The 24,405-nt window shown below is 67.7% G+C and carries 21 protein-coding genes and 1 pseudogene; 13 read left to right on the top strand and 9 right to left on the bottom strand.

Going from position 1 to position 24,405, the window contains the following annotated elements; translation table 11 throughout:
* The first annotated feature begins 27 nt into the window (after positions 1-27).
* From ftsA to ftsZ, 3 genes and pseudogenes are all read left to right on the top strand, one after another.
* On the top strand, positions 28-1,353 hold the full coding sequence (gene ftsA / locus ASC70_RS00440) for a cell division protein FtsA (protein WP_047412469.1): 1,326 nt from the start codon (positions 28-30) through the stop codon (positions 1,351-1,353).
* A 242-nt stretch (positions 1,354-1,595) separates the two neighbouring features.
* A pseudogene (locus ASC70_RS25220) lies at positions 1,596-1,662 on the top strand (hypothetical protein).
* A 34-nt stretch (positions 1,663-1,696) separates the two neighbouring features.
* A complete protein-coding gene (gene ftsZ, locus ASC70_RS00445) occupies positions 1,697-3,232 on the top strand; it encodes a cell division protein FtsZ (protein ID WP_056045303.1) in 1,536 nt (511 codons plus the stop codon).
* An 83-nt stretch (positions 3,233-3,315) separates the two neighbouring features.
* On the opposite strand, the gene ASC70_RS00450 is transcribed toward ftsZ, so the two are convergent.
* On the bottom strand, positions 3,316-5,013 hold the full coding sequence (locus tag ASC70_RS00450) for an ATP-binding protein (RefSeq protein WP_056045307.1): 1,698 nt from the start codon (positions 5,011-5,013) through the stop codon (positions 3,316-3,318).
* 4 nt (positions 5,014-5,017) lie between these two features.
* The gene (locus ASC70_RS00455; RefSeq protein ID WP_056045310.1) at positions 5,018-6,538 is read right to left on the bottom strand and encodes an ATPase domain-containing protein; all 1,521 of its coding nucleotides are present in this window, start codon (positions 6,536-6,538) and stop codon (positions 5,018-5,020) included.
* Between the two features lie 260 nt (positions 6,539-6,798).
* Between ASC70_RS00455 and ASC70_RS00460 the strand changes: the two genes are divergently transcribed.
* The 6 genes from ASC70_RS00460 (at position 6,799) to ASC70_RS00485 (ending at position 12,516) form a co-directional block, all read left to right on the top strand.
* Entirely contained in the window at positions 6,799-7,269 is a 471-nt protein-coding gene (locus tag ASC70_RS00460) for an Lrp/AsnC family transcriptional regulator (RefSeq protein ID WP_047412480.1), read from the top strand.
* Between the two features lie 132 nt (positions 7,270-7,401).
* Positions 7,402-8,589: an amino acid aminotransferase gene (locus ASC70_RS00465; protein ID WP_056045313.1), complete on the top strand. Its 1,188-nt coding sequence runs from the start codon at positions 7,402-7,404 to the stop codon at positions 8,587-8,589.
* Entirely contained in the window at positions 8,586-9,659 is a 1,074-nt protein-coding gene (gene hppD, locus ASC70_RS00470; protein WP_056045316.1) for a 4-hydroxyphenylpyruvate dioxygenase, read from the top strand. The genes ASC70_RS00465 and hppD overlap by 4 nt, the downstream gene beginning before the upstream one ends.
* 165 nt (positions 9,660-9,824) lie before the next feature.
* Entirely contained in the window at positions 9,825-11,096 is a 1,272-nt protein-coding gene (gene hmgA, locus ASC70_RS00475; protein WP_082539786.1) for a homogentisate 1,2-dioxygenase, read from the top strand.
* Positions 11,097-11,122: 26 nt separating this feature from the next.
* Entirely contained in the window at positions 11,123-12,130 is a 1,008-nt protein-coding gene (locus tag ASC70_RS00480; RefSeq protein WP_056045321.1) for a fumarylacetoacetate hydrolase family protein, read from the top strand.
* Positions 12,127-12,516 carry a Rieske (2Fe-2S) protein gene (locus tag ASC70_RS00485; protein ID WP_056045325.1) on the top strand — a complete coding sequence of 130 codons (390 nt, stop codon included), beginning with the start codon at positions 12,127-12,129 and terminating at the stop codon, positions 12,514-12,516. Before ASC70_RS00480 ends, ASC70_RS00485 begins: the two co-directional genes overlap by 4 nt.
* 411 nt (positions 12,517-12,927) lie before the next feature.
* Here ASC70_RS00485 and ASC70_RS00490 read toward each other — a convergent pair whose 3' ends face one another.
* From ASC70_RS00490 to ASC70_RS00510, 5 genes are all read right to left on the bottom strand, one after another.
* Complete coding sequence (locus tag ASC70_RS00490; protein WP_056045328.1) at positions 12,928-13,323, bottom strand: Ohr family peroxiredoxin; 396 nt, start codon at positions 13,321-13,323, stop codon at positions 12,928-12,930.
* A gap of 124 nt (positions 13,324-13,447) precedes the next feature.
* Positions 13,448-14,035, bottom strand: coding sequence for a cation transporter (locus tag ASC70_RS00495; RefSeq protein ID WP_056045331.1), 588 nt, complete (start codon positions 14,033-14,035; stop codon positions 13,448-13,450).
* A 317-nt stretch (positions 14,036-14,352) separates the two neighbouring features.
* The gene (locus ASC70_RS00500) at positions 14,353-14,844 is read right to left on the bottom strand and encodes a RidA family protein (RefSeq protein WP_056045334.1); all 492 of its coding nucleotides are present in this window, start codon (positions 14,842-14,844) and stop codon (positions 14,353-14,355) included.
* A 42-nt stretch (positions 14,845-14,886) separates the two neighbouring features.
* Positions 14,887-15,279: a cytochrome c gene (locus ASC70_RS00505; protein WP_056046165.1), complete on the bottom strand. Its 393-nt coding sequence runs from the start codon at positions 15,277-15,279 to the stop codon at positions 14,887-14,889.
* 75 nt (positions 15,280-15,354) lie between these two features.
* Positions 15,355-16,956 carry a flavin monoamine oxidase family protein gene (locus ASC70_RS00510; protein WP_056045336.1) on the bottom strand — a complete coding sequence of 534 codons (1,602 nt, stop codon included), beginning with the start codon at positions 16,954-16,956 and terminating at the stop codon, positions 15,355-15,357.
* A gap of 271 nt (positions 16,957-17,227) precedes the next feature.
* Between ASC70_RS00510 and ASC70_RS00515 the strand changes: the two genes are divergently transcribed.
* Complete coding sequence (locus ASC70_RS00515) at positions 17,228-17,779, top strand: GNAT family N-acetyltransferase (protein ID WP_056045339.1); 552 nt, start codon at positions 17,228-17,230, stop codon at positions 17,777-17,779.
* Between the two features lie 213 nt (positions 17,780-17,992).
* On the opposite strand, the gene ASC70_RS00520 is transcribed toward ASC70_RS00515, so the two are convergent.
* Positions 17,993-20,518: a TonB-dependent siderophore receptor gene (locus ASC70_RS00520; RefSeq protein WP_056045341.1), complete on the bottom strand. Its 2,526-nt coding sequence runs from the start codon at positions 20,516-20,518 to the stop codon at positions 17,993-17,995.
* Positions 20,519-20,826: 308 nt separating this feature from the next.
* Entirely contained in the window at positions 20,827-21,177 is a 351-nt protein-coding gene (locus ASC70_RS00525; RefSeq protein ID WP_047412510.1) for a hypothetical protein, read from the bottom strand.
* 99 nt (positions 21,178-21,276) lie between these two features.
* Here ASC70_RS00525 and ASC70_RS00530 point away from each other — a divergent pair, with 99 nt between their 5' ends.
* The 3 genes from ASC70_RS00530 to chrA are packed head-to-tail and all read left to right on the top strand — an operon-like array spanning position 21,277 to position 24,376.
* Positions 21,277-22,260: a YafY family protein gene (locus tag ASC70_RS00530; protein ID WP_056045344.1), complete on the top strand. Its 984-nt coding sequence runs from the start codon at positions 21,277-21,279 to the stop codon at positions 22,258-22,260.
* 9 nt (positions 22,261-22,269) lie between these two features.
* The gene (gene rlmJ, locus ASC70_RS00535) at positions 22,270-23,091 is read left to right on the top strand and encodes a 23S rRNA (adenine(2030)-N(6))-methyltransferase RlmJ (protein WP_056045347.1); all 822 of its coding nucleotides are present in this window, start codon (positions 22,270-22,272) and stop codon (positions 23,089-23,091) included.
* A 1-nt stretch (position 23,092) separates the two neighbouring features.
* On the top strand, positions 23,093-24,376 hold the full coding sequence (chrA, locus tag ASC70_RS00540; protein WP_056045350.1) for a chromate efflux transporter: 1,284 nt from the start codon (positions 23,093-23,095) through the stop codon (positions 24,374-24,376).
* Positions 24,377-24,405 lie beyond the last annotated feature (29 nt).

A 24,405-nucleotide genomic window follows, 5' to 3' on the forward strand; every position in this document is an offset into this window, starting at 1 on the left:
GATTAGAGTGCTGAGGTGACGATAGCGATGTCGCGATTGGAGGAACGGAAGCAGGCTCGCGAGGGCCTGAAGGCCACGCTCGTGCGCCAGCCCGCCATCGCGGCCGTGGACCTGGGCGCGTCCAAGGTCACGTGCTTCATCATGAAGGCCGACGGCATCCACCGCGACAACCGCACCCTGACGACGGCCGGGGTCGGCTATGTCCAGTCGCGCGGCGTGCGCGGCGGGGCCATCGTCAACCTGGACGAGGCCGCTCAGGCCATCGCTCAGGCCGTCGAACGCGCCGAGACCGTGGCCGGCGTCAACGTCCAAGGCGTCAGCGTCTGCACCGCCGGCGGCCAGCTGGGCTCGAACCGCGTCCATACCCAGGTTTCGCTGGGCGCCCGCCCGATCGGGGACGGCGACCTGTCGCGCGCCATCGCCTCGGCCCTGGCCCAGGTTCGTATTCCGGGCCGCAAGCCGATCCACCTGCTGCCGATCGCCTGGTCGGTCGACGGCCAGCGCGGCATCCGCGACCCGCGCGCCATGTTCGGCCGCTCGCTGGGCCTGGAGCTGCTGGTGGTCTCGGTCAACGAGAACATCTTCCACACCCTGGCCCACTGCGTCGAACGCGCTCACCTCAGCTTCGAGGGCGTGGTCGCCGCGCCGTTCGCCTCGGCGCTGGCGGCCCTGGAAGAGGACGAGATGGACCTGGGCGCGGTCTGCATCGACATGGGCGGCGGCTCGACCTCGGTGGCCGTGTTCAACAACGGCGCCCTGTGCCACGTCGACAGCCTGGCCGTCGGCGGCGCGCACGTGACGCAAGACATCGCGCGCGGCCTGCAGACCTCGGTGGTCGGCGCCGAGCGCATCAAGACCCTGCACGGCAGCGCCATCGCTTCGGCCAACGAGGACCGCGAGATGATCGAGGCTCCGCCGCGCGGCGACGATCCCGGCGCCGGTCCGGTGATCGCCCCGCGCAGCCTGCTCAAGGGCATCATCCAGCCGCGTGTCGAGGAAACCCTGGAATTGCTGCGCGAGCGGCTGAAGGCCTCGGGCGCGCCGGTCGAGCCGGGCGCGGGCATCGTCCTGACCGGCGGCGCCAGCCAACTGGCCGGCGTCCGCGAAGTCGCCGTCCGTGTCTTCGATCGCCCCGTCCGCCTGGGCCGTCCGCGCCGGGTGCCGCACTTGGCCGACGCCGCCTCGGGGCCCGCCTTCTGCGCCGCCGCAGGCACCCTGCACCGCACCGCCTTCGGCCCGCGCGAGGCGGTCTCGTCCAAGGCCCTGGCCGGCGGTCCGGTCCGCAAGCGCCCGCTCGATCCCAACGCCAGCCCGATGGCCAAGGCGGCCGCCTGGCTGCGGGACAATCTTTAAGCGTGATTAACTCTACAGTTTAACTTTAAGGGCCCGGTCGAGCGTCTCGATCGGGCCTTTTGCTTTCCTGGCTAAGCTATATTCGCCAGAATTCGTGATCAGCGTCGTTCCGTCGCACGAGCCTGTGGATCTTCTCGGAACCCTTGGTTCGCTTGGAGATTCTGTTGATAGACCACAATTTATCCCACGGTCGCGCTCGACCAGACCACGACTCAGATTATGCAGTTAACCGCCGATTAACGATGGTGGTTGTTCTGTTAACCCGATCGTCGAGGCAATCTTCGGCGATTAGGTGTCGCCGAGGTCTAGTTTGACGATTTCGGCGTTAGGACGCGAGGGTCCCATGGCTATTTCTCTTTCCGCGCCGCGTACGACCGAGCTGAAGCCGCGTATCGTGGTGTTTGGTGTCGGTGGCGCTGGCGGCAACGCCGTGAACAACATGATCGAGGCTGGCCTCGAAGGTGTAGAGTTCGTGGTGGCCAACACCGACGCGCAGCAGCTCCAGTTCGCCAAGACGGACCGTCGCATACAGCTGGGCGTGCAGATCACGCAGGGCCTGGGCGCCGGCGCGCACCCCGAAGTGGGCATGAGCGCGGCCGAGGAGTCCTTCCCCGAGATCGGCGAGCACCTCGACGGCGCTCACATGGTCTTCATCACCGCCGGCATGGGCGGCGGCACCGGCACCGGCGCGGCCCCGATCATCGCCAAGTGCGCCCGTGAGCGCGGCATCCTGACCGTCGGCGTCGTGACCAAGCCCTTCCACTTCGAAGGCCGTCACCGCATGCGCCTGGCCGACAGCGGCATCCAGGAGCTGCAGCGCTACGTCGACACCCTGATCGTCATTCCGAACCAGAACCTGTTCCGCGTCGCCAACGAGCGCACGACCTTCGCCGAAGCCTTCGGTATGGCCGACCAGGTGCTGCACTCGGGCGTCCGCTCGATCACCGACCTGATGGTCCTGCCGGGCCTGATCAACCTCGACTTCGCCGACGTCCGCACGGTCATGACCGAGATGGGCAAGGCGATGATGGGCACCGGCGAAGGCGCTGGCGAAGACCGCGCCCTGATGGCCGCCCAGAACGCCATCGCCAACCCGCTGCTGGACGAAGTCTCGCTGAAGGGCGCCAAGGCCGTGCTGGTCAACGTGACCGGCGGCATGGACATGACCCTGCTGGAAGTCGACGAGGCGGCCAACGCCATCTCGGACCAAGTCGATCCGGAAGCCAACATCATCTTCGGCGCGGCTTTCGACCCGTCGCTGGAAGGCGTGATCCGCGTCTCGGTGGTCGCCACCGGCATGGACGGCGCCTCGATCGCCCAGATCGAGCCGAAGCCGGTCAGCCGCAATACCACGACCCAGCCGCTGATCGCCGACACCACCCGGCCGGCCCCGCAGCCGGAACCGCCGCGTCCGACCACCCGATACGAAGCGGCCCGTCCGGCCGAGCGTCCGTCTGCTTTCGCCGCCCAACAGGATGCTGCGCCGGCGCCCGAGCCCGAGATCGTCATGTCCGCGCCCCAGCCGGAGCCGGAAGCCGAACTCTATTACGACGCGCCCGTAGCTGAAGAACCGCGTATCGCCCAGCCGGCGCCCCGGCCGGTGACCCGCATCGTCGACCCGATGGTCGATGACGGCGCCAGCGAAGAGCCGCTGTTCCCCGAGAACAACTATTACGAAGAGCGTCGTCCCCAGAAGCAAGGCGGCTGGCTCTCGATGTTCGGCGGTGGTCGCCAGCGCTACGAGCAACCCTCGGCCCCGCAGCCGCAGGCCCGCTCGACCCAAAGCGCCCGCCCGCAGCTGCAGCCGATCGAGACGCCGCAAGCCGACGACGGCGAAGACCTCGAGATCCCGTCCTTCTTGCGCCGACTGGCCAACTGAAAGACGGACCCTAAGCGGGGACCCAAATGATCCGAAGCGCCCCGGGAGAGATCCCGGGGCGTTTTGCCGTGCGCGGTGTTCTGCTAAGCGCCCTGGGCTTCGGCCGGCCTCAGCCGGCCTAGCCCCGCCGCCAGTTGGTCGAGCCGGTAAGGCTTGGGCAGAACATAGACGCCCATCTCCTGCGCCGCCTCGACGGCCGCCTCGGCGTAGCCGCTGGTCAGCAGGATGGGGAGATGCGGGCGCCTGGCCTGGACCTCCTTGGCGAGGTCGACGCCACTCATCCCGCCCGGCATCATCACGTCGGAGAACACCAGGTCGAAGGCGCGATCATTGGCCAGGGCGCCGAGCGCGGCCGCGGCGCTAGCCACGCGAAAGACGTCGTAGCCCAGCTGGTCCAGCATCTCGTTGACCAGGGTGGCGACCTCGTCGTCGTCCTCGACCAGCAGCACGCGTCCCATGGTCTTTGGGTTTGGACGCTCGCCGCGCAGATCGATCAAGTGGCTGACCACGGGACTTGGCTGATCGGCCGATCGCGGCAGGAACAGGATGACCTCGGTGCCCTGATCGACCTTGCTGTCGATGCGGACGGTCCCTCCCGACTGGGTCGCGAAGCCGTACACCTGCGCTAGGCCAAGCCCGGAGCCTTTGCCGATATCCTTGGTGGTGAAGAACGGCTCGAAGACCCGGTCCTGAACCTCGGGCGGCATGCCCGTGCCGGTGTCGATCACCGAGAGCCGGACGAAGTTCCCGATACGACCGCCGATGCTCTCGCCCGGGGCGTTGCGGGCTGTGATCATGATCGTGCCGCCGTTCGGCATCGCGTCCCGCGCATTGACGGCCAGGTTGAGGACGACCAGCTCGAGTTCGCCGGGATCGACGTCGATCGGCCAAAGGTCGTCGGCGAACGACAGCTCGACATGGACGTCGCCTCGCAGGGTGCGGTCGAGCAGCTCCGACATGCCGCCGATCTGGCGCATCAGATCCACCGGCTCGGGCTCCAGCGGCTTGCGGCGCGAGAAGGCCAGCAACTGGCGGGTCAGGCTGGCGCCGCGCTGGGCCGCCTGATGCATTCCCTCCAGGATGCGTTTGCGCCGATCCGCGTCGGCCTGGCGCTCCAGCATGTCGAGGCCGCCCGAGATCACCATCAAGAGATTGTTGAAGTCGTGGGCCACCCCGCCGGTCAGCTGTCCGATCGCCTCGATCTTCTGGATCTGCCGCAAGCTCTCTTCGGCGCGGGCGCTGACTTCCATCTGGTTGTGCAGCTCTCGATTGGCCGCCGCCAGATCGACATTCGCCGTCTCGAGCGCCTGGGTGCGTTCGGCGACCAGTCCCTCCAGCGCCTGGGCGGCGCGGGCCTGTTCCTCGAGCAGGTCACGCACCTCGTACTGGCGTTGGCGCGCCCGCCGCGCCGCCTGTAGCGCGCTTGAAAGCGTGATGGTCTGCACCGGCCGCTCCAGCAGCGAGACGTTGCGCAGGATTTCGACGAGGCGCTTTCGCCAGGCGATGACGGCGGGCTGGTTCTGGCGGCTGGTCAGCACGACGAAGGGCAGATCCGACCACGCCGGCTGTCGCCGGACCCAGGCGCTCAAGGCCGTGAGGTCTTGGCCGAACAGCGCCTCCTCGGCGATGAAGATGGCCGCCGCGCCGGCGTCGGCGGTGGCGAGCAGGGTGGCCAAGTCCGCGCAGACCTTGGACTGTATGCCCACGCGCGCCAGCACCTCGGCCGTGGCCGTGGCGTCGCGACCCGTGGGCGCGTGGATGAGAACCGTCAGCCCGGCCATCGCTTTAGAGGTCGGCCCCGTCGGCCGCCATCAAGGGCCTGGCGTCACCGATATATTGCGGCGTGCCCGCGAAGATGCCGCTGAAATTGGTCAGGGGCGGTCCTAGTGTGATGCCCTCGTGGCTGAGGCGGTATTCGCGGATCGTGTGCTCGTGATTGCCGCTGCGCTTCTTGACCACGGACAGGGCGCGCCGGACCGTGCCGCCATATTCGAAATAGCGCAGCATCAGCACCGCATCGCTGAGATAGCTGAGGTCCAGCGGCGTCTCCATGGGGCCGACCAGCCCGTGCTGCGCCAGCACCAGAATGGTCAGCACGCCCTGCTGGGCCAGATAGCTCAGCAATTCGTGCATCTGCAGGATCAGGAAGCGCTCGTCCGGCATGGCGTTGAGATAGCCGTTGAGGCTGTCGATCACGACGACGCGGGCGCCATCCACCTCGACGCTATGGCGCACCAGGGCCGAGAACTCGCCGGGGGACAGCTCGGCGGGATCGATCTGCTGGTAATGCAAAAGCCCTGACTGCATCGCCTCCGGCAGCGCCAGACCCAGGGTCTCGCATCGCGCTTCCAGCGTCCCGCGCCCTTCGTCGAACGCGAAATAGGCCGACGTCTCGCCGCGCTGCGTCGCCGAGATCGCATAGGTGATCGCCAGCGACGACTTGCCGACCCCGGCCGCGCCGATGACCAGCGCATTGGTGCCTCGTTCCAGCCCGCCGCCGAGCAGTTGATCCAGTTCGGCGATGCCGCTGGCCGCGAACCCCTTCTCGAAGGCCGCGTGGTGCTCGTTGGCGACCAGGCGGGGATAGATCTCAAGGCCGCCGGTCTGGATGGTGAAGTCGTGATAGCCGCCGCGGAAGCGGATCCCGCGCATCTTCACCACCCGCAGCCGACGCCGCTCCGCGCCATAGTCCAGAGCGAGCTGCTCCAGCATCACCACGCCGTGCGAGATCGAGTGCAGCTGGACGTCGTGCTCCTGCGCCGACAGGTCGTCGAGCAGGATCACCGTGCAGGCGCGGCTGGTGAAGAAGTGCTTCAACGCCAGAACCTGCCGGCGATACCGCAAGGGGCTCTGGGCCAGGAGGCGCAGCTCCGAGAGGCTGTCGATCACGATCCGGGCGGGATTGATCTCGTTGACCTTGTCGAAGATCAGCTTGGTGGTCTCGTTCAGCTCCAGCTCGGCCGGGTGCAGGACCGTCAGTTCGAGCTCGGGATCGAGCGTCGTTTCCGGGGGCACCAGCTCGAAGATGTCGAGGCCGGTCAGCGACCACTTGTGTCGCTTGGCCACCAGCTGCAGCTCGCGCCGAGTTTCCGACAGCGTGATGTACAGCACCCGCTCGCCGCGGCGCACGCCTTCGAGCAGGAACTGCAGGGCGATCGTGGTCTTGCCCGATCCGGGGCGGCCTTCGTAGAGATACATCCGGTTGGCGTCGAGGCCGCCGCCGAGGATATCGTCCAAGCCGGCGCTTCCCGTGGAGACGCGCGGAGGATCCAGGTCGATATCGTCGCCACCGATGCTGTCGTTCATAGGCATCCCCCTTCAGCGTCGCACAATAGCCGGGCGCGGATCCGTCCCCGTCGGGGAGCGCGGAGACCATGCGCAAAGGCTGAGCTTGAACGCCTTTTCGTCGAAGGGAGTTCCTGACGCCGCGCCCGCCGCCGCCGTCCGCCCGCCGAACGGCTCGCGGCGGCCCGTAGACCGGACGGCGCGCGAGCGGCGCCTCGCTGTCGCCGGCGACTTGGGCTAGCTTGGCGCTTTCTGCCAACTTTCGCTGAAAACCGGTCACGATGAAGCTCACCCGCGCCGATCGGAAGATTCTCCAGATCCTGCAGGAGGACGGCAAGATCTCGAACGTCGACCTGGCCGAACGGGTGGGGCTGTCGCCCAGTCCGTGCCTGCGGCGGGTCAAGCAGCTGGAGGCCTCGGGCCTGATCAGCGGCTATGTCGCCCTGCTGGACCGGCGCAAGGCCAAGCTGGACGTGTTGGCCTATGTCGAGGTGCAGGTCGACCGCCACAGCGAGGAGGCGGCCGAAGCCTTCAAGCAGGCGGTGCTGCGCGAGCCCGAGGTGGTGGGCTGCTACGTGATGACCGGCGGCTTCGATTACCTGCTGAAGGTGGCCGTGCCGAACCTCGACGCCTATGCCGACTTCTCGATGAAGCGGCTCCTGAAGATGCCCGCCGTGAAGGACATCCGCTCGTCGTTCGTGCTGGACACCATCAAGGATTCCACGGCGCTGCCGATCGATCATCTGGATTGATCATATTTGAGCGTAATTGATCGAAGTCATTGGCATGATGTGACTGAAATTGAGCGATCTGTGGCCATCATCGCCACGTTCTGACCCCGGCGTCGCGATAAGCTGCCTTCCGTCGATCACCGGAACAGCGCCATGACCTTCTCCGTGTTCACCGGCCTCACGCCCCAGGCGCCGGACTCCCTGCTGTCGCTGATCGGCCTCTATCGCCGCGATCCGCGTCCCGAGAAGATCGACCTGGGGGTCGGCGTGTTCCGCGACAACCTGGGCGCGACGCCGGTGCTGGCGGCGGTCAAGGCCGCCGAGCAGGCGCTGCTGAACACCCAAGCCACCAAGTCCTATCTCGGCCCCGAAGGCGACATCGGCTTCCTGGACCTGCTGAAGCCGGTCATCTTCGGCGATCAGGTCAGCCACGAGGTGTTCGGCGTGCAGACGCCGGGCGGCACCGGCGCCATCCGCCTGGCCTGCGAGCTGCTGAAGGCCGCCAAGCCGGACCTCCGCGTCTTCATCGGCGCGCCGACCTGGCCCAACCACACCCAGATCCTGGACCAGCTGGGCATCGAGACCGTCACCTTCCGCCACTACGACCAGCGCGCCCAGCGCCTGGGCTTCGACGAGATGATGTCGGTGCTGGAGACCGCGCGGGCCGGCGACGCGGTCCTGCTGCACGGCTGCTGCCACAATCCGTCCGGCGCCGACTACAGCCTGGACCAGTGGCGCGCCATCGCCGAGCTGGTCGCGCGCAAGGGCCTGACGCCGCTGATCGACCTGGCCTATCAAGGGCTGGGCCTCGGGCTCGAGGCCGACGCGGCGGGCGGGCGCCTGGTGCTGGCGGCGGCCGACGACGGCCTGCTGGCCTATTCCTGCGACAAGAATTTCGGGCTCTACCGCGAGCGGGTCGGCGCGCTCTACACCCTGTCGCGCGACGCCGAGACCCTGGACCTGGCCGCCAGCAACATCCGGGCTCTCGCGCGCACCAACTGGTCGATGCCGCCCGACCATGGCGCGGCCACGGTGCGGGTCATCCTTGAATCCGAAGCCCTGACCGCCATCTGGAAGTCCGAATTGGACGCCATGCGTCGTCGCGTCGCCGACCTGCGCCAGCGCCTGGCCACGGCGGTTCCGGCTCTGGCCCCGCTGGCCGGCCAGCACGGCCTCTTCGGGTTGCTGCCGCTGTCCTCGGCCCAAGTGGCCCGGCTGCGCGAGGAGCACGGGATCTACATGGCCGGCTCGGGCCGCATCAATCTGGCCGGCCTGACCGTTGGCAACATCGACACATTCGCGCGGGCCTTCGAGGCCTGCTTGCAAGGAGAGCCCGCATGAGCCTCGTCAGCGACCAAAACCCGCTCGGCCTAGACGGCTTCGAGTTCGTCGAGTTCACCAGCCCCGACCCGGCCACGATGAAGGACCTGATCGAGCAGCTGGGTTTCGTCGCGGCCAGCCGACACCCGACCAAGCCGGCGACCCGCTACAAGCAGGGCCGCATCAACCTGATCGTCAACGAGGACACGAGCGGCCAGGTCGCCGACTTCCGCGCCGCCCACGGTCCGTCGGCGAACGGCATGGCCTTCCGCGTCGAGAACGTCGAGCACGCCTATGCCGAGGCCCTGAAGCGCGGCGCCAAGGCCGCCGACGCCTCGCGGTCCTTGCTGGGTTCGGACGCCAAGGTGCTGGAAGGCATCGGCGGGTCCTTGCTGTATCTGGTCGACCGCTACGGCGATGCGGGCACCATCTACGATAGCTGGGAGCAGGTTCCGGGCGCGGCCCTGGCCGAGGCCAAGAACAATGTCGGCCTGGATCTGCTCGACCACCTGACCCACAACGTCAAGCGCGGTCAGATGCGCACCTGGTCCAGCTTCTATCATCAGGTCTTCGGCTTCGAGGAGCAGAAGTACTTCGACATCAAGGGCCAGGCCACGGGCCTGTTCAGCCAGGCGATGATCGCGCCCGACAAGGCCATCCGCATCCCGCTGAACGAAAGCCAGGACGACAAGAGCCAGATCGAGGAGTTCATCCGCCAGTACAACGGCGAGGGCATTCAGCACCTGGCCCTGACCACCGAGAATATCTACGACACCGTCGAGAAGCTGCGCGCCCGGGGCGTCAAGCTGCAGGACACCATCGAGACCTACTACGAACTGGTCGACAAGCGCGTGCCCGGCCACGGCGAGGACCTGGAGCGGCTGAGAAAGAACCGCATCCTGCTGGACGGCAATGTCGGCGAGGAAGGCCTGCTGCTGCAGATCTTCACCGAGAACCTGTTCGGCCCGATCTTCTTCGAGATCATCCAGCGCAAGGGCAACCAGGGCTTCGGCAACGGCAACTTCCAGGCCCTGTTCGAAAGCATCGAGCTGGACCAGATCCGCCGCGGGGTGATCACGGTCGAGGGGTAGGCAACACTTGTGGACGGGACGGTGCGTCCCGTCCCACAATCCCGATCTCCCCGGCCAAGGCCGGGGCCCAGGTGAAGCCCACGAACCGCTCCGGATGAATCTGGGTCCCGGCCTTCGCCGGGAAAGTCGGGGTGGGGGAGGACGCACGTGACCGACACCGATACTTTGAAATACCAGACCGGCTTCGGTTCCCACTTCGCCACCGAGGCCGTGGCCGGCGCCTTGCCGGTCGGCCAGAACTCGCCGCAGCGGACGCCGTTTGGCCTCTATGCCGAGCAGCTGTCGGGCACCGCCTTCACCGCGCCGCGCCACGAGAACCGCCGGAGCTGGCTCTACCGCCTGCGGCCCAGCGCCGGCCATGGCCCGTACAAGCTCTACGCCCAGGCCAGGATCGCCGCGCCGGCCGACGGTCCGGTGACGCCCAACCGCCTACGCTGGGATCCGCTGCCGATCCCGGACGAGCCGACCGACTTCGTCGATGGCCTGGTCACCCTGGCCGGCAACGGCGACGTGGCCACGCAGGCCGGCGTCGGGATCCACCTCTATCTGGCCAACGCCTCGATGCAGAACCGGGTGTTCCAAGACGCCGACGGCGAGCTCCTGATCGTGCCGCAGCAGGGCGTGCTGACCCTGGTCACGGAGATGGGTGTGCTGAAGGCCGGGCCGGGCCACATCGCGGTGATCCCACGCGGCGTGCGGTTCCGGGTCGAGCTCGACGGCCGGTCGCGCGGCTATGTCTGCGAGAACCACGGCGCGGCGTTCAGGCTGCCGGACCTGGGGCCGATCGGCTCCAACGGCCTGGCCAACCCCCGCGACTTCGAGACGCCGGTGGCGGCGTTCGAGGACGTGGATGAGCTGACCCTGGTCATCCAGAAGTTCCAGGGATCGCTGTGGGCCGCCGAGTGGGACCACAGTCCGCTGGACGTCGTGGCCTGGCACGGCAACCTCGCGCCGTACCGCTATGACCTCTCGCGCTTCAACACGATCAACACGGTCAGTTTCGACCATCCCGACCCTTCGATCTTCACGGTTCTGACCTCGCCCAGCGAGATCCCGGGCACGGCCAATTGCGACTTCGTGATCTTCCCGCCGCGCTGGATGGTGGCCGAGCACACGTTCCGCCCGCCCTGGTTCCACCGCAACGTGATGAGCGAGTTCATGGGCCTGGTCCATGGGGCCTACGACGCCAAGGAAGGCGGCTTTTCGCCCGGCGGGGCATCCCTGCACAATGGCATGAGCGATCACGGCCCCGACGTGGCCAGCCATCGCAAGGCGACCGAGGCCGAACTCGCGCCCCACAAGATCGACGGAACCATGGCCTTCATGTTCGAAAGCCGCTGGGTGATCCGGCCGACGAAGTTCGCGCTGGAGACTTCCGCGCTTCAGGGTGACTATGACGCCTGCTGGACGGGCTTCCCCAAAGCGCGTCTGCCCTAACTAGAAGAAACACAGAGGAAGCGCCGATGAAGCTTGCGTCTCTCAAGGGCGGCCGCGACGGCCGGCTGGTGGTGGTCTCCAACGACCTGGCCTGGTTCACCGACGCCGGGACGGTCGCGCCCACCCTGCAGGCGGCGCTGGACGACTGGGGCCGCTGCGGGGCGCTGCTGCAAGGCCTGGCCGACAGCCTCGAACACGGCGCGGTGCCCAAGGAGCGCTTCCACGAGCACGACGCCCTCAGCCCGCTGCCGCGCGCCTATCAGTGGCTGGACGGCAGCGCCTATGTGAACCACGTGCAGCTGGTGCGGCAGGCGCGCGGCGCCGAGATGCCCGAGAGCTTCTGGACCGATCCCCTGATGTACCAGGGCGCGTCGGACGGCTTCCTGGGTCCGCGCGATACGATCCCGCTGGCCGACGCGGCCTGGGGTTGCGACTTTGAAGGCGAGGTCGCGGTGATCGTCGACGACGTGCCGCTGGGCGCCAGCCGCGAGGAGGCCCTCTCGGCCATCTGCCTGGTCATGCTGTGCAACGACGTATCGTTGCGCAACCTGATCCCGGGCGAACTGGCCAAGGGCTTCGGCTTCGTGCAGTCCAAGCCGGCCAGCGCCTTCTCGCCGGTGGCGGTGACGCCCGAGGCCCTGGGCGGCGCGTGGAAGGACGGCAAGCTGTCCGGCGCGCTGCTGGTCGAGCTGAACGGCGTCGATTTCGGCAAGGCCGACGCCGGCGTCGACATGACCTTCGACTTCGGGACCCTGGTGGCCCACGCGGCCAAGACGCGCGCCTTGAGCGCCGGCACCATCGTCGGCTCGGGCACGGTCAGCAACCGCGGCGCCGACGGCGGCCCCGGCAAGCAGGTCGCCGACGGCGGCGTCGGCTATTCTTGCCTGGCCGAGCTGCGCACGGTCGAGACCCTGCTGAGCGGCAAGGCCAAGACGCCGTTCCTGCTGGGCGACGACACTGTCCGCATCGAGATGAAGGACGCCAAGGGCCACACGATCTTCGGGGCCATCGAGCAGACGGTCGAGCGGGTTTGAGTTCAGAAGCGCCTGAAGAGGCCCCCGTCGCCGCCGGCCGTGTCTGGTCGACGCCGGCGGGGGTCAATCTCGGGCCGCTGGACCTGATCGCCGACGGCGGGGCGCGCAACTACGTGCTTCAGATTGGCGACAACCGCTTCCACGGCTTCGTGGTCCGCCAGGGGGAGGCGGTGTTCGGCTATGCCGACCGCTGCCCCCACGCCGGCCTGCCGCTGGCCCAGCAGCTGGACCAGTACCTGACCCCCGACGGCGGCCTGATCGCCTGCTCCTGGCACGGCGCGGTGTTCGCGGTGGAGACGGGCGCCTGCGTTGGTGGCCCCTGCGTCGGCGCCAGGCTGACGTCTTGGCCGGTCGAGGTCCGCGAGGGGCGGGTGGTTACGGCCTAGGGCCGGGCGGCCATTCGAGATCCCTCTCTCATAGAGAGAGGGAGGGGCCCATGCGCAGCATGGGAGGGTGAGAGGTTATAGTCTCACCGAATGAAGCTCTCCTTCTTCCGACCTCCCCGGCGAAAGCCGGGGCCCAGATCGAACCCGCCAACGACATCGATCTGGTCGAGACCCCAGGCGCGCCCGCCCCAGACTCTCCGGATGAATCTGGGCCCCGGCCTTTGCCAGGGGCGGAGATTTTGGGAACGAACCGAGGGCTTTCCGGTGAGGGTGAAACCTCTCACCCTCCCACCGCCTGTGGCGGCGGGCCCCTCCCTCTCTCTATGAGAGAGGGGTTTCGCATGCGACCCGCATGTCCGTTGTCACATCGGCAAGAGGCCCGCCCGCGAACGGGCGAGCCTAGACGTGTCCTCAGACCAGGTTCGTCACGACTTCGATATTGCCGTGCGTCGCCTTCGAGTACGGGCAGATCGTGTGGGCGGTGTCGATCAGGTCTCGCGCCACATCACGATCCAGACCCGGCAGGGCGACGTCGAAGCGGGCGCGCAGGAAGAACGCGCCGGCTTCGTTGAGCAGGTCGATGGTGGCGTCGACCGCGAGGTCGGCCGGCAGGGCCACCTTGCGCTGGGCGGCGACCAGGCCGATCGCGCCCATGTAGCAGGCCGACCAGGCCGCGCCGAATAGGTTTTCGGCGGCGGGATGGGGCTCGGGGATCTTGAGATCCAGGAACCCGTCGCTGCTGCGCGCGCCGCCGTCGCGGCCGGCGGTGTTGTGGGTCTTGCCGGTGAAAAGAACCTTCGCGGTCATGGGAACACCTTTCGTTTCGCTTGTGGATCAGAACCGATCTGATCGGATGCGATGTAATCTGGTGCGGGCGCTGGCGGCTTCAAGAGGTCCGATTAAATCGGATGCGATTTATTTCCCGAGGAGCTCAGGCGCGGGCTTCGCTGGCGTCCTTGCGGGCGGCGCGCCAGACGGCGCGGGCGGCGTCCAGGTTCATGATCGCGATGCCCAGCCCCGCGACGATGTCGGGCCAGATCGAGCGCGTCAGGGCGGTCAGCAGCCCCGCCGCGATAATGGCGATGTTGGCGATCGCATCGTTGCGCGCCGACAGGAAAGCGGCCTTCGACAGGCTGCCGGCCGCGGCGCGGTGACGGGCCAGGGCGAAGGCGCAGACGAGGTTGATCGCCAGGGCGCCCAGGCCCGTGACGCTCAGGGTCAGGGGTTCGGGCGGCGTGGGATCGCCCAGCTTGCGCCACAGGGTCCACAGGAACGCCACCGCCGGCGCCAGCAGGATCGCCGCCAGCACCGTACCGACCTTGGCGCGGCGCGTGGCGCTCCAGCCCAGCGCCGCGAGGATCAGGAAGTTGACGGCCGCGTCCTCGAAGAAGTCGACGCTGTCGGCGAGCAGCGACACCGAACCGATGCGCAGGGCTGCCGTCATCTCGACGGCGAAATAGGCGAGGTTCAGCAGGGCGACGAGGCGGATGGCCGACCGGAAGCTGGGCGAAGGGCTCATGGCCCGCCGACTAGCACGCGAGCCTTGTCGGCGATATCGCGGCGCCCGGACAAAAGAACGGCCGCCCTCCAGGAGAAGAGGGCGGCCGAGTCATTGGGAGGAAACGCCCGAAAGGGCTGAATTCCATATAGCCGTTTGAATTTTGTTTGACAACGTTGTCACGGAAAATATTTCGCGTAACGGTGAAATGCAGGCGGAAGCTAATTCGCTGTCATCCCGGAAGCCTCGCAGAGGCTATCCGGGACCGCCGGAAACGCTGAGCTTTCCGCGGTCCCGGCTCTCCGCTGCGCTACGGCCGGGATGACAGTTTGAACGGTCTACTTCTTCTTCGCCGCCTGGACTTCGATCTCGACCAGCATGCCTTCCTGGACCAGCGAGGTGATCTGGCTGGTGATGCGCGAGGGCTTGTTGGGCTGGGTGGCGGTGCCGAAATAGGTCTTGTAGCCCTCCATCATGCCCATGAAGTCCATCTTGCCCTCCTTGGCCGGGTCGCCGACCAGCAGGACGCGCATCATCACGACGTCGCCCATGGTCGCGCCCTGGGTCTTCAGCGCGGCTTCGATGCGGCCCAGCACGCCCAAGGTCTGGGTCTTGGTGTCGCCGAACTTGGCGACGCCGGTGGCCTTTTCGTCGATCACCGGCGGGGTCATGCCGCTGACATAGATGGTGTCGTAGCCGGCCGGCACGGTGACGACGCTGGCGATCGGCGACTTGGGATCGCCGCCGCGGACGATCTCCTGGGCATTGGCGGCGGTGGCGACGCCGGCGAGGGCGCAGAGGCCAGCGGCGAGGGCGACGAGGCGTTTCATGGGTCTCTCCGGTTCAGACTTTGGGTTCAGGATTCGAGTGGATCAGTGGGCCTGCAGGCCGCGCGACTTGGCGCCGGCCTTGGCGGCGACGCGGGCCTTGGCGACGTCGGCGGGCTTCACGGCCGAGGCCTTGTTGCCCCATGACGAACGGACATAGGTCAGGATGGCCGCCAGGTCGGCGTCGTTCAGGTCGTCCTTGAAGGCCGGCATGCCCGCGCGACCGTTCAGGACGGTGGTCATCACGATCTTCGGGTCGCCCTGCACGAAGGCCGAGCCGGCCAGGGCCGGGAAGGCGCCCTTGACGCCCTTGCCGGTGACCTGGTGGCAGGCCGAGCAGTTGTCCGCGAATAGCGACTTTCCATCGGCGAGCGCCAGCGCGGGCGCGGCGACGGCGGTGACGAGCGCCAGGGCGGCGAGACGGATAGCGAAGGTCATCGTTTCCTCGAAAGCTTTCATTTCTTTCGCGTGATGGTCGCCGAAATCGGCTTCCACTTTCGGCTATCACGCTTGCTAGGCCTGCTGCACGCGGGCGTGAATCTTGGCGATCTGTTGCCAGGCCGACTCGATGGCGCCGGCCTGCCAGCCGCCAAGGTAGCTGAGGTGTTCGCCGGCCAGATAGAGGCGACCGTCGGGCTGGCAGAGCAGGGGGTAGGAGTCCTTGCGGCCGTTCTCGCCCCATTCGGCCCAGCCGCCCAGATTGTACTGGGCCAGGTGCCAGCTGAAGGAGAAGGCGTTCTCGAAATTCTCGGCGTATTCCGGGAAGATCTTCTGGCCCGCCGCCACGGCGTAGGCCGCGCGGTCGGCCGGGCTCTTGGCGCTGATCCGCGCCGCCTCGCCGCCGAACCCGTAGTAACCCAGCAGCACGCCCTTCTGCCCCTGCCAGCCGCACGAGGGCAGGGTGATGGTGTTGATGCCCGGGATGTCATTGTAGACGTGGCCGCCGTAGATGTGGTGCTTCTCTTCCCAGAAGCGCGTCTTCATCTGCAGGCCGATCTTGTTGACCGGCGCGTACGAGACGCCCTCCATCGCCGCCTTGAACGGGGCCGAGGCGTCGAGGTCGATCTGCTTCAGCACGCTGAGCGGGATGGTGCAGACGCAGTAGTCGGCGGTGATCTCGCCCGGCTTGCCGTCGGCCCCCTTGAACGAGACCGTCACGCCGCTGGGCGACTGCTTGATCTTCTCGACCACGGTCGAATAGCGGATCATCGAACCGACGTGCTTTTCGAACCCCTTGGCGATCTGGTCCATGCCGCCGATCGGCTGCAGCATGGTGCGCTGCTGCTCGAAGCCGGTGACCGAGCTGAGGACCCGCCAGGCGTTGCTGTCCAGCACGTCCTTGAAGGCGAACGGCGGCAGCTCCTTCCCGGGGCCCGGATCGACGCCGGCCCCGGGATGGATCGAGAAGCCGCGCCCCTCGGTGCCCTTGTAGGCCAGGTCCTTGGACAGCCGGCCTTCATTGACCAGGTAGGCGACGAACTTCTCGCGGTCGATCCCCGACAACGGCGCGTCCAGCTGGCCCTGGCTGGCGGCCTTGGCGACCAGTTCGGCGGTGTAGCCACGGATGTCGGCGGCGATCTCGCCCTTGCGCACCGGCTTGCCGGCTAGCGGCCCCGACGCCTTCTCGAAATAGACGTAGGAGGCGTCGTTGTCGTTGACGAAGCTCTCCAGCGGCACGCTGAACAGCTTGGTGTAGTGCAGGGTCGAGCGGTGGTGATACGGGATCCGCCACGGGCCGTGGTTGATGTAGTGGCCCTCGTCGAACTCGCAGGTCTGTTCGTGGCCGATCAGGTCGGTGTGCTTGAAGCCCTTACGCGCCGTCTGGCAACGGCCGCCGGCGAACGAACGCGCCTCCAGCACCTGCACCTGATAGCCGGCCTTGCTGAGCTCATAGGCGGCGGTCATGCCGGCCAGGCCCGCGCCCAGGACAATGATCTTGGTCCCCTTGGCGCCGCCGGTCAGTTCCGGCGGCAGCTCGGTGGCCGAGGCCATGCCGAAGCCCAGCGCTTCCATGCCCGAGAGCACCAGCGACATGCCGCCGACCGCGGCCAGGCTTTCGAAGAAACGACGGCGTGTGAGTACGCCACCCGTCGCAGACGCGTCCAATCCACTCATGCAATCCCCGCCGTCCTTGTTGATCAGCCGGCGTCGCCTTGGCGCTGGCTTGGCTCCGGCGATCGTGTCGCGCCGGACGGAAGACATCTCCAAATTCCGATCACGGCGACGCAATCCGTTTTCGGTCAAGGTCGAGCCTGACATGTTAGACGCCTCGGCATTGGGCGCCTGGGACAGGCTTTGAGCGATCGGTGGGCGGGGTCGAAAGATCGCCGCCGACTCGGCGAATCCCTGTTTTTCTCGCCCGCCGCGACGGCGTCATGGAGCCCTTATGAATTCGTCCGCATCCCCCCTCAATCTCCGCTTGCGCCCGGCGCGACCCGAGGACATGCCCGTCCTGTCGGCGCTGATGGACCGCGCGATCGGCGAGCTGCTCCAGGCCTTCCTGCCGCCCGAAGGGGTAAAGGCCTCGTTCGAGATCATGGGCCTCGACACCCAGCTGATCGCCGACGGCACCTACTTCGTGGTGGAAGACGGAGAAGAGATCGCCGGCTGTGGCGGCTGGTCCCGGCGCGCCACCCTGTTCGGCGGTGACCACTCGGCCGGACGCGACGCGGCGCTGCTGGACCCGGCCAAGGACGCGGCGCGGGTGCGGGCGATGTACACCCATCCCGATCACACCCGCAAAGGCGTCGGTCGGATGGTGCTGGACGCCTGCGAGGCGGCGGCGCGGGCCGAGGGCTTCTCCCGCGTTGAGATGGCCGCGACCGTCGGCGGAGTTCCGCTCTACCGGGCCTGCGGCTACCACGACATCGAACCGTTCGAGGCGGTGACCTCGACGGGGTATCGGGTGCCATTGGTGCGGATGGGGAAGGGGCTGTAGCTCTCCTCCCCCTCCGGGGGAGGGGGACCGCCGAACGGCGGTGGAGGGGCCCTGCGAGGCGGTGGACGCATGACCCGCTTCGCGGACCCCCTCCGTCTCGATGCGTATTCGCATCGATCCACCTCCCCCTGAGGGGGAGGAGAGTTCGCCACGAAAAGCAAAAGGGGCGAACCTCGCGGTCCGCCCCTTCGCGTCTCAGCCTGTGATCCCGCCTTAGAAGGCTACGCTCAGTCGGCCGTAGTAGTAGCCGCCGTTGATGCCGTACGGCGAGAACGAGGTGTATTGGGCCACGCAGCCGCTGCCGGAGGCGATGCAGGCGGCCTGGAAGGCGGCCGTGAACTTGTCCGGATACTTGTTGAACACGTTGTTGGCCCCGATCGCGGCGGTGACGCCCATCGGGAACTTGTAGGACAGCTCGGCGTCGGTGATCGCCGCCGCGCTGGCCTGGGTGTTCAGCAGCGGGCCGCTGCCGGGGTCGGACAGGGCCTCGGCCTTGCCGTAGAAGGTCTCGGTCAGCGACAGCGAGGCCTTGCCGTAGGTGTAGAGGCCGTTCAGGCCGATCTTGTACTTCGGCGAGCCTTTCTCGAGCAGCGAGGCGGCGTTGCCGGCGAACAGGATCTGACCGGTCGGGAAGGCGGCGCTGGTGGTCGCCAGCGGCGCCGGGGGAGCCTTGACCTTGGTGATCTTGGTCTTGTTGAAGTTGCCGCTCAGCGTCCAGTCGATATGGCCGTAGTCGCCCAGGCTGACGGGATAGGCGACGACGAAGTCCAGGCCGCGGGTGCGGCTGTCCAGGCCGTTCGAGAAGATGTTGATGCCGGTGCTGGTCACCGTGCTGTCCAGCACGTTGCCATTGGCGGCGATGGCGGCGTTGACGTTGCTGTTGACCACCACCCCGTTGCGGATGCCGAAGATCGAGCTGGAGCCGAAGATCCGGTTCTTGAGGTTGATCTGGTAGATGTCGATCGTGGCCGTCATCTTCGGGATCGGGTGGGCCACGACGCCCAGGCTGTAGTTCTTCGACTTCTCGGGCTTCAGCGTGTCGATGCCCAGCAGGCGGGCGGCGCTGGAGTTCGGGGCCAGCTGGACGAAGGCGCTGGTCGGCGAGACGTTGGTCGCCGAGTAGTACGACTCCGCCAGGGTCGGGGCGCGGAAGCCGGTCGAGACCGTGCCGCGGACCGCGAACATCTCGTTGAAGTCATAGCGACTGGTCAGCTTGGCGACCGTGGTGTCGCCGAAGTCGCTGAACTTCTCGTAGCGGACGGCCGCGTCGATCTTCCACGCCTCGACCGGCGTGGCGGCGACGTCGCCGTACACGGCCCAGCTGGTGCGGGCGTGGCCGCCGGCGTCGGTCTTCGAGAAGCCCGGATACGACTGCGAGCCTTCCTTGTAGGTCGAGGCCGCGTCGCCCTGGCCGATCCGGTAGGTGTCGCGGCGCTGCTCGTAGCCGACGGCGACGTCCAGCGGGGCCGAGAAGCCGACGTCGAAGCCGCGACGCAGGTCGAGGTTGTTGGTCCACTGGGTGGTGCGCCAGCTGCCGGCGTGGAACGAGGTCGGGGTGAAGCCCTTGGTCGTCAGGGTCGAGCTGTCGGCATAGAGGCTGGCGTTGGCCGAGTCCTCGACGCGGACCTCGATATCGTCCTTGCCGTAGGTCGACGACAGGTCGAGATCCCAGCCGGCCAGCTTGCCCGACACGCCCAGGGTCATGGCGTAGTCGTCTTCGATGATGCGCTCGCGCGGGCTGAAGCCCAGCGGGAAGGGCCGGTCGGCCGCGCCCTGCTTGCCCTGGATGCGGTTGTAGCGGCGGTAGTTCTCGTAGGCCGAGGCGTCCTTGTGGCCCAAGGTGCCGAACGAATAGACCTCGAAGTCCATCGGCAGCTCGATGCCGGCGTTATAGACCAGGTTGTTCAGGCGGTACTCGGCGTCGCCCGAGATCAGGTTCAGGTTCGGATAGCCGGGGATCTTGCTTTCGATGGCGTTGTTGGCGGCCGAATAGCTGGGGCTGGCCGGGTTGAAGATCCGCTGATCGGGCAGGCCGCGGTTGCTGAAGCCGTGATATTTGCTCTCGACCGTGATGTTCAGATAGCTGTTTTCGGTCGGCGACATGCCGATATTGATCGAGCCGCCGGCCGTCTTGCCGCCGCCGTCGAAGTATTCGCCGCCGGTGGCCGAGATCGAGCCGCCCGAGCCGTTCTTCTTCAGGATGATGTTGACGACGCCGGCGATGGCGTCGGTGCCGTACTGGGCCGCGGCGCCGTCGGTCAGCACTTCGATGCGGCCGATGCCGGCCATCGGGATGAAGCCCAGGTCAGCCGCGGCGGCGCCTTGATAGACGCCCGAGAGCACGGCGAGGTTGCCCGTGGTGTGGCGGCGCTTGCCGTTGACCAGCACCAGGGCCTGGTTGGGCGAAAGGCCGCGCAGGCGGGCCGAAAGGGTCAGGTTGGCGGTGTCGCCGCCGAACGCCTGGGCGTTGAACGAGGGCACCAGGTTGGCGAGGCCGACGCGCAGGTCGACCGCGCCCGTGCGCTCCAGCGTGCTGGTGTCGACGACTTGGACGGGGGCGGGGCTGTCGATGACACGCAGGCCCGTCTGGCGCGTGCCGGTGACGATGACGGTATCGACTTCAGTCTGGTCGGGCGGCGTGGCCGCAGTGTCGGCGGCGAAGGCGGATGCAGAGTATCCGATAGTAATGGACAATGCCGAAATGCCCGCCAGCAGTGCGGGTTTGAAACGTCGAGTCATTAATAACCCCCTCATTTTGTTTATTGACGCGTGGCGAATGCTCCATCCATGGCGTTTTTCTCCCGACGATTATATTTTTTGACGCACGCACGAAAAATCTATCGGAAACTTTCCGATTTATTCATGGGGGAGAAGGTCTCGGCGTTCGGCAATGGCGGGGTGTCAGGAAACCGCCACAACCGCGCCGACGCCCGGCGGGCGCCGTTTTGCGCGGCGGCGGATATCGGATTTTAGGCAGATACACGCCAGCCGGGCGCTCGCGGAGGTCGCGTCGATCGCCTCATAGACGTCCTGGAGGACGGCTTGGCCTAGGCGACGAGGCGCATCGGTTCGGCCATTTCGTCGGTGTCTTCGGTCTCGAACAGCTCGAACGCTTCCTCCCAGGCGGCCATTCGGGAATCGCGCAGTTCGGCGTCGTCGGTGACCCGGACGATCTGGTCCTCGCGGTCGTTCCAGACCAGGCCGATATCGGTGACGCGCTCGACGTCGCGGCCCAGCAGCAGGAACATGTCGGCCTTGGCGGCGCGCTCGTGGCTGATCCGGCGCAGGGTGCGTCCGCCGCCCAGGTCGCGATGGATGTCGGCGAAGTCCAGCACGGCCGAGATCATGGCCTGGTTGACGGGGGCGGCGGCCCAGGGGGAGCAGGCGAAGCGCGACATCAAGGGCCTCCTTTGAAGGGTCTCCAGTCTCGACTTCCGCAGAATGTGCGGGCGTTGCGACAGAAACGGTCGTAAGGTGTCCGTCTGCTTGAGGAACGCATGAGACACGAGAAAGCCACCCGCCTGCTGGACCTGGCCCGGATGCTGGCCGGATCCGCCGAAGGCCTGACCCTCGATGAGATGGCCCAAAACCTGGACGTCGGCCGCCGCACCGCCGAGCGGATGCGCGACGCCGTCTGGGCCGCCTTTCCCCAGATGGAGGCGATCGACGATCCGCCGACCAAGCGCTTCCGGATCCCGTCGGGGCTGGACGGCCTGTTTCAGACCCCGACCGCCGAGGAGCTGGCCGCTCTGCGCACGGCCGCCGACTCCTATAAGGCGTCCGGAGCCGAGGCCCGCGCCGCCTCGCTGTACGCCTTGGAAGCCAAGCTGCTGTCGGCCCTGCGCGGCTCGGCCCGCCGGCGCGTCGCCCCCGACGTCGAGGCCCTGGTCCAGGCCGAGACCATCGCCGTCCACGCCGGCCCCCGGCCGTTCGAGGACCAGGCGCTGCTGGCCGCCATTCGCCAGGCGATCAAGGGGCTGTCGGCCCTGTCCTTCCGCTACGCGGGCGGCAGCACGCCGGGCCGGACGCGGGAGGTGACGCCGCTGGGCGTCCTGTTCGGCCGCAGCAACTATCTGGTGGCGCTTGAGGGCAAGGACGGCCGGCCGCGCTCCTGGCGCCTGGACCGGATGAGCGACATCAAGGTGCTCGACAAGCCCGCCCCGCCGCCCGAGGACTTCTCGCTGCAGGCCTTCGCCGACGAGAGCTTCGGCATCTATCACGACGAGATCCAGGACGTGGTCCTGCGCATCAAGAAGGAGCGGGCCGACGACGCCCTGCGCTGGCGCTTCCACGCGACCCAGCAGGTGACCCAGGAGCCGGACGGCTCGGTGTTGGTCACCTTCCGCGCCGGCGGCATGCGCGAGCTGTCCTGGCACCTGTTCACCTGGGCCGACGCGGTCGAGATCGTCGCGCCGCCATCCCTCAAGGAGATGATGGTCGAGGAACTGCGCGTGGCTGGCCGCGCCCACGGGGCGTGGTAGGGACGCGGGATGAATTACCGCCACGCCTTTCACGCCGGCAACTTCGCCGACCTCCACAAGCACGCGATCCTGCTGGCCATGCTGTCGGCTCTGCAGGGCGAGAGCGACGCCTTGTCGGTGATCGACACCCATGCGGGGGCGGGCGGCTATGACCTGTCGGGCGAGATGGCCCGCCGCTCGGGCGAGGCCCAGGCGGGGATCTTCCGGCTGAAGGCGGCGAGCGACGCTCCGCCGGTGTTCGGTCCGCTGCTGAAGGCGGTGGCCCACATGAACGGCGGAAAGGAAGGCGACCTCTATCCCGGCTCGCCGCTGCTGCTGGCGAGGGCCCTGCGCAAGACCGACCGCTACGTCGGCTGCGAGCTGCGGCCCGACGACGCCCGGCTGCTGCGCGAGACCCTTGCCCCCTATGCCAGCGCGCAGGCTCTGGAGGCCGACGGCTTCGTCACGGCCGTGCAGCAGGCCGGGCGCGGCGGTCGGCCCTTCGTGGCCATCGATCCGCCGTTCGAGCGACCCGACGACTATGCCCGCATCGTCGAGACCACCCGCGCCGTGCTGGCTCGCGCCAAGGACGCCGCCCTGGCCGTTTGGCTGCCGATCAAGGATCTCGAGACTTTCGACGCCTTCCTGCGCGCGATGGAAACCGTCACGAACGATCTGCTAGTCGCCGAGCTCCGCCTCCGCCCCCTGACGGATCCCATGAAGATGAACGGCTGCGCGATGGTGATGATCGGCGCGCCGGCGGCCGTCGACGGCGCGGCGGCGCAAGCTGGCGACTGGATCGCGGCGCGACTGGGCGAGACCGGTGGCCGCTCGCGCGTCTGGCGGACCTGACTTGACGCGAAAGCTTCCCACTTTCGCCGAGGCCCTGCCGGTCTGGCTGAAGATCGGCCTGCTGGGCTTTGGCGGACCGGCCGGGCAGATCGCCCTGCTGCATCGGGAAGTGGTCGAGACCCGCGACTGGGTCGATGACGACGAGTTCACCCGCGCGCTCAGCTTCTGCATGTTGCTGCCCGGTCCCGAGGCGCAGCAACTGGCCACCTGGCTGGGCTGGCGGCTGCACGGGATCCGGGGCGGGCTGGCGGCGGGTCTGCTGTTCGTGCTGCCCGGCCTCGCGGTCATGCTGGCCCTGTCGGCGCTGTACGTCGTCCATGGCCGCTCGGACTGGGCCGCGCCAGTGCTGCTGGGCCTGAAGGCGGCGGTGGTGGCCCTGGTGCTGCAGGCCCTGCTGAAGATCGGCCAGCGGGCGATCAAGGATCGTATGGCCGCTATTGTCTGCGGCGCGGCCTTCGCCTTGCTGGCCTTCACCACCGTGCCGTTCCCTCTGGTCGTGCTGGGCGCGGGCGTGCTGGGCTGGGCGACGACCAAGGGCGGGGAGGGCGTTTCCGGCGTCGAGCCCGCGCCGCTGAAGGGGCAGGGCAGGACCGCCCTGGCGTGCCTGGCCCTGTGGCTGGCCCCGATCGCCCTGGCCTGGATCGTCGCGCCGGGCTCTACCCTGGCCTGGATGGGTCTGTCGTTCGGCGGGTTGGCGGCGATCAGCTTCGGCGGCGCCTATGCGGCCCTGGCCTATATCGGTCAGGCGGCCTCGGCGCTGGGCTGGCTGTCGGCGACCCAGATGCTGGACGGCCTGGGCCTGGCCGAGACCACGCCGGGGCCGCTGATCCTGGTCTTCGTCTTCGTCGGCTTCGTCGGCGCCTTCCAGACCGCCGCGCCGGAATGGGCCTGGGCGCTGGGCCTGCTGGGCGGGCTGATGGCGGCCTGGACCACCTTCGCGCCGTCGTTCCTGTGGATCTTCGCCGGCGGGCCGCTGTTCGAGCGTTGGGGCCGGCGGCCGCGCCCGTCGCGGGCCCTGGCCCTGATCTCGGCGGCCTCGGTGGGCGTGATCGGCCAGCTGGCCCTGTGGTTCGCCATCCACCTACTGTTCCGCAGCGGCCAGACGATGGAGGTCGCCGGCCTAGTGCGGGTCATGCTGCCGGACGTCGCCACCCTGGACTATGGCGCGTTGGGCCTGACGGTTCTGGCCCTGATGCTCGTCTTCGCCACCCGCCTGCCGATGCTGGCCATGATCGCGGTCCTGGTGGGCGCCGGCCTGCTTTTGAAGGCGTTCGGACTGAGTTGATCGAAGTCGGCACTTTTGCGCTTGCGAAC

Origin of the sequence: Caulobacter sp. Root343, from assembly GCF_001425745.1 — a bacterium.
In the GTDB taxonomy this organism is placed as follows: domain Bacteria; phylum Pseudomonadota; class Alphaproteobacteria; order Caulobacterales; family Caulobacteraceae; genus Caulobacter.